Source organism: Variovorax sp. CF313 (assembly GCF_000282635.1).
Lineage (GTDB): Bacteria > Pseudomonadota > Gammaproteobacteria > Burkholderiales > Burkholderiaceae_C > Variovorax.
In genome coordinates, this window is record NZ_AKIW01000076.1 from 19,439 (window position 1) to 28,725 (window position 9,287).

A 9,287-nucleotide genomic window follows, 5' to 3' on the forward strand; every position below is an offset into this window, starting at 1 on the left:
TCACGCTCTCCTAAGAAAAAAAGCCGCCTCGTGGCGGCTTTCATCATGGCGAGTGCCGAGGCCTGGCCTATTGCTTCGGCGCTTCGTTCTTCTTCGCTGCCTCGGTGGCTGCGTTCGCCGCGTCGAGCGCGGACGATGCGCCGGGCGCCGGCGTTGCCGCCCCCGATGCGGCCGGATCGGTGGCAGGTGCAGGTGCAGGCGCGGGTTCGGTCACGGGCGCAGGAGGCGGCGTCACGACAGCCGGCGCAGCATCCTCCTTCTTTCCGCAGGCGACGAGCGCGGCAGCGGCAATCAGCGAGGCAACCAGGACGGACGATGACTTCTTCATGGAATCTCCTTTGGCAATGAAGGTCTGGAACGAAAAAAATTCTAGACCTGCCCACCTGTCCGAATATGTCTCGCGGCCGCATTCGCGGCATTGGCTTACAAGCCCAATGTCGATGCCGGAAACGCCGGCCGCGCGATGCGCCAGCATTCGTCGATCGATTCGCGCAAGGCGCGGCGGGCGGGCGCATCGGTGCCGCTCACGCCGCGGCTGCGCTCGGGGTCGATGCGATGCACGAACCAGGTGGGCGTCCAGATGGCGCTGGGCACTTCGGAGCCCGCGGCCTTGCCGGTCGCGCGGCATTCGATGATGTGGTCCCACATGCGGCGCCACGGCACGAAGCGCGCGTGGCCGCGTTCGAGTACATCGAAGCGCTGGGCGAGCAGCACGAAGCGGCGGCCGCTTGCCGACCAGGCCTGCAACGCCTCGATGCTCGCGCGCTCACCCAATGGCCAGTCGGCAAAGTCGGGGTCGCTGAAGACGATCTCCTTCCAGCCCTCCCGCGCGGCGGCCGACAGTGCGGCACGCAGGATCGCATCGAAGGCTTCGCGGCCATCGAAGCGGCCTTCGCTCAGCGGCGCTCCGGTGTGATCATTCGGCATGAAGCCAACCTGCCTCGCACCATTCGACAAGCAGCGCGAGAGCGCCTTCGCTGGCACGGGCCAGCTCGCGGGAATCCAGCGCGCGCCGGTCGGCAAGGCGGCGCATCAGCGTGGCGTCGGACCCTCCCGCGCGAAAGCTCTCGCCGTTGATGTAGATGTGCCGCGTGTCGTAGAGCATGCGCGTGCGGCGGTCGAGTGCCACGCGCTGCATTGCATCGGGTGCATCGCCGCCTTCGCCGAACCAGACATTGGCCTTGGGCTCGGTGAGCGACTCGCCCAGTGCGCGGTCGACGGCATCGGCATCGCGCAGTGCGGCCTCGATGGCCTTGCGGGCGAAGCCCTGCAATGCGGCGGGCATCTGCGCGGGTGCATCGACTGCCGGCTGCATCGGGTCACGGTAGCGCGCCAGCTCGGCAGGCCCCGCATCTTCCAGGTCTTCGGCGTACGCCTGCGCCATGCGCGCCAGCAGGTCGGCGCCGAGTTCGCCCAATGCGGACGAACGCAGGCCGATGGAACAGGTCATGCAGTCGTCACCCACGGCCACGCCGTCGTGGGCATAGCGCGGCGGCAGGTACAGCATGTCGCCGGGTTCGAGCACGAAGGTCTGCTCGGGTTCGAAGTTCTCGAGGATCTTGAGCGGCACGCCCGGCTGCAGGCGCAGGTCGCTCTGCTTGCCGATGGACCAGCGGCGACGCCCCTGCGCCTGCAGCAGAAACACGTCGTAGCTGTCGAAATGCGCGCCGACCCCGCCGGTATCGCTGGCATAGCTGATCATCAGGTCGTCGAGGCGAGCGTCGGGCAGAAAGCGAAACTGCTGCAACAGTTCGTGTACGCCTTCGTGATGCAGGTCGACGCCCTGCACCAGCAGCGTCCAGGCTGGTTGCTTCAACGGCGGCAAGGCACGCCGGGCCAGCGGCCCATGCTTGAGCGACCAGCCGGCCTTGCCATGCCGGATGAGCCGCGATTCGACCTCCTCGCGTTCGGCCAGCGCGAACAACGCAGCACGTTCGATCGGTGGCACCATCGCGGGTATCGCCTGTCGGACGAGCAAGGGTTTTTTCTGCCAGTGCCGCCGCATGAACTGCGCGGCACTCAGGCCGCCGAGCAATGGCAGGGGTTGATTGATCTCCATGGGAGAATTCTGCAATGGAAATCTCTGAACAATGCGTGGTCGGCCTGACCTGGACCATGAAAGACACGCTCGGCGACGTGCTGGACGTGCTCGACGAGCCGGTGGAATTCATGGTCGGCGGCGACGACCTCTTCGACGTGATCGAAGCGGCCCTGCAAGGCCATGAGCCCGGCGCCCGGGTGCAGCTGCAGATCGAACCCGAACAGGGCTTCGGCGACTTCAACGACCAGTTGCTCTTTCTGGAACCGCGCTCGCTTTTTCCCGAAGGCACGGAAGAAGGCATGACCTTCGACGGCTCCGCCCTTCCCAAGGGCGTGAACAGCGACATTCCGAAAGACACGATCTACACCGTGGCCGAGATCTATCCGGAGCACTTGGTGCTGGACGGCAACCATCCGCTGGCAGGCATCGCGATCCGGCTCGACATCACGGTGCGCTCCGTGCGCGAGGCCACCGAAGAGGAAGTCGGCCGCGGCTCGGCGGGCACGGGCTTCTTCAATGTCGCGCCGATGGCGCCGGGCAACCATACGCTGCATTGAGGCTCCGTCAGCCAAAAAAAAGCCGAGCATGCTCGGCTTTTTTGCGTACGGAAGATCGTCGACGGCTACATGCGCGAGATCTGGCCGTTGTCGATGCGCACACGGTCGCCGATGCGCAGGTCGCCCGGGCTTTGCACATCGAAGGCGCGGTAACCGCCGTTGTCGGTCTGCACCGACACGCGATAGGTTTCATAGGCACGTGGCCCGTTCTGCTGAGCCTCGATGGTGTTGCCCAGCAGGGCGCCGCCCACGATGCCCAGCGCGGTGGCCGCTGCACGTCCATTGCCGCGCCCGAACTGGTTGCCCACCACACCACCGATGACCCCGCCGGCGACAGCGCCGCCGCCGGTGGTGCCGGTGCCGGCTGTTTCGCTGCGCAGCACCTCGATGTTGGCCACGTGGCCGTACTCGACGTAGGAAGCTTCGCGGTACTGGATGGCCTGCGGGGGCGCCTGGTACGGATAGCGCGAGGTCTGGTAGACGGGCGCAGGTGCCACGCATGCCGTGAGCGTGGCCACGGCCAGCACGGAAGCGGTGACGGAAACAAAGCGCATTGAGATCTTCATGTTGGAGGCTCCTCGGATAGAACAGTGCACGAATGATGAATGCATGCACCCTGCGTGTGCCTGACTAACGCCGCAGCGTCCGCCGCGATGACGCCAGAACACACACTGAAACCTTCGAGGCCGCCCGGCCTTCGCCAGTTCCAGTCTTTACCGCCCCGAAACTCAGCTTCCCTTCAGCATTTGCTCAATGTTTGCCCGTGGAGCCGTAGCCGCCCTCGCCGCGTTGCGAAGGTGCAAAGTCTGTGACCACCCGAAATTGCGCCTGTACCACGGGGACGATCACCAATTGGGCGAGCCGCTCCATCGGCTGCAGCACGAAGGGTGTGTCGCTGCGGTTCCAGGCGCTGATCTTCAGTTCGCCCTGGTAGTCGCTGTCGATCAGGCCGACGAGGTTGCCGAGCACGATGCCGTGCTTGTGGCCCAGCCCCGAGCGCGGAAGGATCAGCGCCGCATAGGCCGGGTCGGCCAGGTGGATCGCGATGCCCGTGCCCACCAGCTGCCAGCCGTTGGGCTCCAGCGTGATCGGGGCATCGAGGCAGGCCCGCAGGTCGAGGCCGGCGCTTCCAGGGGTGGCATATGCGGGCAATTGATCCACCATGCGCGGATCGAGGATACGGACGTCGACTTTCACTTTTGCTTGCTGCCTTGCTTCTGTTGCTGTTCTCTTTGCTTGCGGGCCGCCTCTTCCAGCACCTGCTGCCATTTGGCGACGCCGGGGGTGAGCTTCACGCCCTTCAATTTCTTGCCGAACCAGATGGCCACGCCCGCCAGCAGGAGCAGCACGCCGAAAGGCACGCCGGCGGCCCACAGCACGAGGAACACCAGCGCGCCGACGGCGCCCAGCACCTTGAGGGTCAGGGGGTCGAAGGAGCCAGGCTCCTTCTTCGGCACTTCGCCATTCGGCAGTTCTGCGCTGCGCTGCATGGCCGCGCTCACCGGCCCCTGCTGGCCGGGTGACGGGCCCATGCCGACGTCGAGCCCGGGCTCGCCCTCTTTCGCCGCCCGCTTCGGCAGCGCGGCCTGCGCCGACAGCCGCTCGACATAACGGGCGAAGTCGCCGTTCGGCGGCGTGTTCCACTGGGGATGGGGATTCATCAGGCCCTCCAGTCGGGAAGTCGGGCGGCAATCTCGGCCATGAGTTCTCGCGCCAGCGTGAGCTTGGGCGCGCGCGGGAGCTCGCGCACGCCCTTGGCATCCACCAGCAGCAGCGCGTTGTCGTCCTGCCCGAAGGTCAGCGGGCCGATGTTGCCCACCAGCAGCGGAATGCCCTTGCGCTCGCGCTTGGCCTTGGCGTGCTCGGCGAGGTTCTCGCTCTCCGCCGCGAAGCCCACGCAGAAGAGCTTTCGGGCCTGTGCCCGCTCGCTCTTGGCAACGCTCAGGAGGATGTCGGCGTTCTCGACGAACTCGAGCACCGGCGTCTTGCCGCTGCCGTCCTTCTTGATCTTCTGATCGCTCTGCGTGGCCGGACGCCAGTCGGCCACGGCGGCAGTCGCTACAAAAATGCTAGCAGATTGCGCGGCATGGGTGGTCACTTCGAGCATGTCCTGCGCCGACAGCACGTCGACGCGCGTCACGCCGCGCGGGGTCGGCAGATGCACCGGGCCGGCCACCAGGGTGACCTCGGCCCCCGCCTCGCGGGCCGCGCGGGCGATGGCAAAGCCCATCTTGCCGGACGAATGGTTGGTGATGCCGCGGATCGGGTCGAGCGCCTCGAAGGTCGGGCCGGCCGTGACCAGCACTTTCTGCCCCGCCAGCAGCTTGGGCTGGAAGAAGGCCGTGATGTCCTCCAGCAGTTGCGCAGGTTCGAGCATGCGCCCATCGCCCGTTTCGCCGCAGGCCTGCCAGCCGCTGCCCACGCCCAGCACGGTTGCGCCGTCGGCCGCCACCTGCATCAGGTTGCGCTGGGTGGCGGGGTGGGCCCACATCTCGCGGTTCATGGCCGGCGCGATCAGCAGCGCAACGCGGTCCATCGGGCGGGCCAGGCACATCAGGCTCAGCAGGTCGTCGGCGCGGCCCTGCACCAGGCGAGCGATAAAGTCGGCGCTGCATGGCGCCAGCACGATCGCATCGGCCTCGCGACTGAGGTTGATGTGCGGCATGTTGTTGGGCTCGCGCGTGTCCCACTGCGAGGTGTAGACGGTGCGGCCCGAGAGCGCCTGCATGGTCACCGGGGTGATGAACTCCTCGGCCGCCTCGGTCATCACGACCTGGACAGTAGCCCCGGCCTTCACGAACAGCCGGCACAGCTCGGCCGACTTGTAGCAGGCGATGCCTCCGGTGAGGCCAAGGACGATGTGTTTGCCGGCGAGATCTTGCATGGGCCGTATTGTTGCTCATAGGCCATCGAACAAACGGCAACAAGCCCTTGGCGGGGGGTGTCGCAAAGGGCACATCTATAATCGCAATTTCCCACTGCCCGGATTCACGCATCCGGAACTGGCATGACCAAATTTGTCTTCGTCACCGGTGGTGTCGTATCTTCCCTTGGCAAGGGAATCGCCTCCGCCTCGCTCGCCGCGATCCTCGAATCGCGCGGCCTCCAAGTCACCCTCATCAAGCTCGATCCGTACATCAATGTCGACCCCGGCACGATGTCGCCCTTCCAGCATGGGGAAGTGTTCGTCACCGATGACGGCGCCGAGACCGACCTCGACCTCGGCCACTACGAGCGCTTCATCAACACGCGGATGCGCAAGGCCAACAACTTCACGACCGGCCAGATCTACAAGACCGTGCTCGAGAAGGAACGCCGCGGCGACTACCTCGGCAAGACGGTGCAGGTGATCCCGCACATCACCAACGAGATCCAGGAATACATCAAGCGCGGCGCCGGCATCGGCACGGCGCACGAGGTGGACGTGGCCATCGTCGAGATCGGCGGCACCGTGGGCGACATCGAGTCGCTGCCCTTCCTCGAAGCGGTGCGCCAGATGAGTCTGCGCAACGGTCCGAACAACTCGGCCTTCGTGCACCTGAGCTACGTGCCCTGGATCGCCGCCGCCGGCGAACTCAAGACCAAGCCGACGCAGCACACCGCCAAGGAACTGCGCGCCATCGGCATCCAGGCCGACGTGCTGCTGTGCCGCGCCGACCGCCCGATTCCCGACGACGAGCGCGCCAAGATCTCGCTGTTCTCGAACGTGCCCGAATGGGGCGTGATCTCCATGTGGGATGTGGACACCATCTACAAGGTGCCCCGCATGCTGCACGAACAGGGCCTGGACGGCCTGATCTGCGACAAGCTGCGCATCAACACGCCGCCCGCCAAGCTGCAGCGCTGGGACGACCTGGTCTACGAGGTCGAGCATCCGCAAAAGGAAGTGTCGATCGCCATGGTCGGCAAGTACGTCGACCTGTCGGACAGCTATAAGTCGCTCAACGAGGCCCTGCGCCACGCCGGCATGAAGAACCATGCGCGCGTGAAGATCGACTACATCGACTCCGAGACCATCTCGGCACAAGACGTGTCGCGCCTGGCCAAGTACGACGCCATCCTGGTGCCCGGCGGCTTCGGCCAGCGCGGCGTCGAGGGCAAGATCTCGGCGGCCCGCTTCGCCCGTGAAGGCAAGGTACCCTACCTCGGCATCTGCCTGGGAATGCAGGTTGCAACCATCGAGTACGCCCGCCACGTGGCCGGCCTCAAGAACGCCAACAGCACCGAGTTCGACCCCGAGACGCCCACCCCCGTGATCGCGCTGATCACCGAGTGGAAGGACCGCGACGGCACGGTGAAGACGCGCGACGAGAAGTCCGACCTCGGCGGCACCATGCGCCTGGGCGCGCAGAGCTCCGACGTCACGCCCGGCACGCTGGCCCACAGCATCTACGGCGACGTGGTCACCGAGCGTCACCGCCACCGCTACGAAGCCAACGTCAACTTCCTCGACGAACTGCGCAACGCCGGCCTGGTGATCTCCGCGCTCACGCAGCGCGAGCATCTGACCGAAATCGTCGAGCTGCCGCAGGACGTGCACCCGTGGTTCATGGGCGTGCAGTTCCACCCCGAGTTCAAGTCGACGCCATGGGGCGGCCACCCGCTGTTCAACGCCTTCATCAAGGCGGCGCTCGACCACAAGGAAAAGGGCGCGGGCAGCACCAACAAGACGTTGAAGGCTGTCGCATGAGCAGCGGCTACGTCATCGCCCACGTCGAGGTCACGAACCCGACGCAGTACGAGGAATACAAGAAGTGGTCCAGCGCCGCGATGCAGGCGCATGGCGCCGAAGTGTGCGTGCGCGGCGGCCAGGTGCAGCCGCTCGAGGGCGACTGGAAGCCCACGCGCGTGGTGATCCTCAAGTTCCCCAGCTTCGAGAAGGCCAAGGCCTTCTACGAGACGCCCGAGTACCTCAAGGCACGCGAGGCGCGTGCCGGCGCCGCGATCATGAACATGATCGCCGTCGAGGGCCTCTGATCCCCATTTATTCATCCGCCAAAGAGACCAGAAAGAGAAAGACAGAAGATGAGTGCAATCGTTGACATCGTCGGCCGCGAAATTCTCGACAGCCGAGGCAACCCCACCGTCGAGTGCGACGTGCTGCTCGAATCGGGCACCATGGGCCGCGCGGCCGTGCCCTCGGGCGCATCGACCGGTTCGCGCGAGGCCATCGAGCTGCGCGACGGCGACAAGAGCCGCTACCTCGGCAAGGGCGTGCTCAAGGCCGTGGAGAACATCAACACCGAGATCTCGGAAGCCGTGCTGGGCCTCGACGCCAGCGAACAGGCCTTCCTCGATCGCACGATGATCGACCTCGACGGCACCGACAACAAGGCCCGACTGGGCGCCAACGCCACGCTCGCCGTGTCGATGGCCGTGGCACGCGCCGCGGCCGAGGAATCGGGCCTGCCGCTGTACCGCTACTTCGGCGGCATGGGCGGCATGCAGTTGCCGGTGCCGATGATGAACGTCATCAACGGCGGCGCGCACGCCAACAACAGCCTGGACCTGCAGGAGTTCATGATCATCCCCGTGGGCGCCAGGAGCTTCCGCGAGGCCGTGCGCTACGGCGCCGAAGTTTTCCATGCCCTGAAAAAGATCCTGGGCGATCGCGGCATCAGCACGGCGGTCGGCGACGAAGGCGGCTTCGCCCCCAGCGTCGAGAGCCATGAAGCAGCCATCCAGCTGATCCTGGAAGCCATCGACAAGGCCGGCTACACCGCCGGCGAACAGATCGCCCTGGGCCTCGATTGCGCGGCCAGCGAGTTCTACAAGGACGGCAAGTACGTGCTGTCGGGCGAGAACCTCTCGCTCACGGCCGAAAGCTGGACCGACATGCTCGCGAACTGGGTCGACAAGTACCCGATCATCAGCATCGAGGACGGCATGCACGAAGGCGACTGGGACGGCTGGAAGCACCTGACCGAACGCCTGGGCAAGCGCGTGCAGCTGGTGGGCGACGACCTGTTCGTCACCAACACCAAGATCCTGCAAGAGGGCATCGAGAAGGGCATCGCCAACTCGATCCTCATCAAGATCAACCAGATCGGCACGCTAACCGAAACCTTCGCCGCCATCGAGATGGCCAAGCGCGCGGGCTATACCGCCGTCATTTCGCACCGATCGGGCGAAACCGAGGACAGCACCATCGCCGACATCGCCGTGGGCACCAACGCCGGCCAGATCAAGACCGGTTCGCTCTCGCGTTCGGACCGCATCGCCAAGTACAACCAGCTGCTGCGCATCGAAGAAGATCTCGGCGACATCGCCGTGTACCCCGGCCGCGGCGCGTTTTACAACCTGAAGTAACGCCCGGACGCCACGCGGCATGCGCGCCCGCCTCGTTCCTCCGATCGTCCTGTTGCTCCTGCTGGCCATCCTGCAGTGGCAGCTCTGGAATGGGCGCGGCAGCGTGCGCGACGTGGCCCAGCTGCGCACCAAGCTGGCCGACCAGAAAGAAGCCAACGCCAAGGCCACGCTGACCAACGAGCGCCTGACCTCCGAGGTCAACGACCTCAAGAACGGCCTCGAGATGGTCGAGGAGCGCGCGCGCGCGGAGCTCGGCATGGTCAAGCCGAACGAAGTGTTCGTACAGATCGCTCACTAGGATGACCCTCAGTCTTCGCGCACTTCGTGTCGCTTCGCCAACCCCCTTCCAGGGGGCGACACCAGCGGCCCGGCAAAGCCGG

General features: G+C 65.8%; 12 protein-coding genes. 5 read left to right on the forward strand and 7 right to left on the reverse strand.

Annotated features, from left to right (window positions below; genetic code table 11):
• Positions 1–67: 67 nt before the first annotated feature.
• From PMI12_RS18860 to PMI12_RS18870, 3 genes are all read right to left on the reverse strand, one after another.
• Positions 68–328, reverse strand: a complete 261-nt coding sequence (locus PMI12_RS18860) for a hypothetical protein (RefSeq protein ID WP_007835667.1) — start codon at positions 326–328, stop codon at positions 68–70.
• Positions 329–423: 95 nt separating this feature from the next.
• Complete coding sequence (locus tag PMI12_RS18865) at positions 424–927, reverse strand: hypothetical protein (RefSeq protein WP_007835668.1); 504 nt, start codon at positions 925–927, stop codon at positions 424–426.
• Entirely contained in the window at positions 917–2,059 is a 1,143-nt protein-coding gene (locus PMI12_RS18870; protein WP_007835669.1) for a cupin domain-containing protein, read from the reverse strand. The genes PMI12_RS18865 and PMI12_RS18870 overlap by 11 nt, the downstream gene beginning before the upstream one ends.
• Positions 2,060–2,073: 14 nt before the next feature.
• Here PMI12_RS18870 and PMI12_RS18875 point away from each other — a divergent pair, with 14 nt between their 5' ends.
• Positions 2,074–2,598: an FKBP-type peptidyl-prolyl cis-trans isomerase gene (locus PMI12_RS18875; protein ID WP_007835670.1), complete on the forward strand. Its 525-nt coding sequence runs from the start codon at positions 2,074–2,076 to the stop codon at positions 2,596–2,598.
• A gap of 65 nt (positions 2,599–2,663) precedes the next feature.
• On the opposite strand, the gene PMI12_RS18880 is transcribed toward PMI12_RS18875, so the two are convergent.
• From PMI12_RS18880 to coaBC, 4 genes are all read right to left on the reverse strand, one after another.
• Positions 2,664–3,164 carry a glycine zipper 2TM domain-containing protein gene (locus tag PMI12_RS18880; protein ID WP_007835672.1) on the reverse strand — a complete coding sequence of 167 codons (501 nt, stop codon included), beginning with the start codon at positions 3,162–3,164 and terminating at the stop codon, positions 2,664–2,666.
• 184 nt (positions 3,165–3,348) lie between these two features.
• Entirely contained in the window at positions 3,349–3,795 is a 447-nt protein-coding gene (gene dut / locus PMI12_RS18885; protein WP_007835673.1) for a dUTP diphosphatase, read from the reverse strand.
• The gene (locus tag PMI12_RS18890; protein WP_007835674.1) at positions 3,792–4,259 is read right to left on the reverse strand and encodes a hypothetical protein; all 468 of its coding nucleotides are present in this window, start codon (positions 4,257–4,259) and stop codon (positions 3,792–3,794) included. Before PMI12_RS18890 ends, dut begins: the two co-directional genes overlap by 4 nt.
• A complete protein-coding gene (gene coaBC, locus PMI12_RS18895) occupies positions 4,259–5,482 on the reverse strand; it encodes a bifunctional phosphopantothenoylcysteine decarboxylase/phosphopantothenate--cysteine ligase CoaBC (protein WP_007835675.1) in 1,224 nt (407 codons plus the stop codon). Before coaBC ends, PMI12_RS18890 begins: the two co-directional genes overlap by 1 nt.
• A gap of 123 nt (positions 5,483–5,605) precedes the next feature.
• On the opposite strand from coaBC, the gene PMI12_RS18900 reads away from it, so the two are divergent.
• From PMI12_RS18900 to ftsB, 4 genes are read left to right on the forward strand one after another with little or no spacing between them, the layout of a single operon-like run.
• Complete coding sequence (locus PMI12_RS18900) at positions 5,606–7,288, forward strand: CTP synthase (protein WP_007835677.1); 1,683 nt, start codon at positions 5,606–5,608, stop codon at positions 7,286–7,288.
• Positions 7,285–7,575 (forward strand): DUF1330 domain-containing protein, encoded by a 291-nt coding sequence (locus PMI12_RS18905; protein WP_007835679.1) that lies wholly within the window; start codon positions 7,285–7,287, stop codon positions 7,573–7,575. Before PMI12_RS18900 ends, PMI12_RS18905 begins: the two co-directional genes overlap by 4 nt.
• A 48-nt stretch (positions 7,576–7,623) precedes the next feature.
• Positions 7,624–8,907 carry a phosphopyruvate hydratase gene (gene eno, locus PMI12_RS18910; protein WP_007835681.1) on the forward strand — a complete coding sequence of 428 codons (1,284 nt, stop codon included), beginning with the start codon at positions 7,624–7,626 and terminating at the stop codon, positions 8,905–8,907.
• Positions 8,908–8,926: 19 nt separating this feature from the next.
• Positions 8,927–9,205, forward strand: a complete 279-nt coding sequence (gene ftsB, locus PMI12_RS18915) for a cell division protein FtsB (protein ID WP_007835683.1) — start codon at positions 8,927–8,929, stop codon at positions 9,203–9,205.
• The last annotated feature ends 82 nt before the right edge of the window (positions 9,206–9,287 follow it).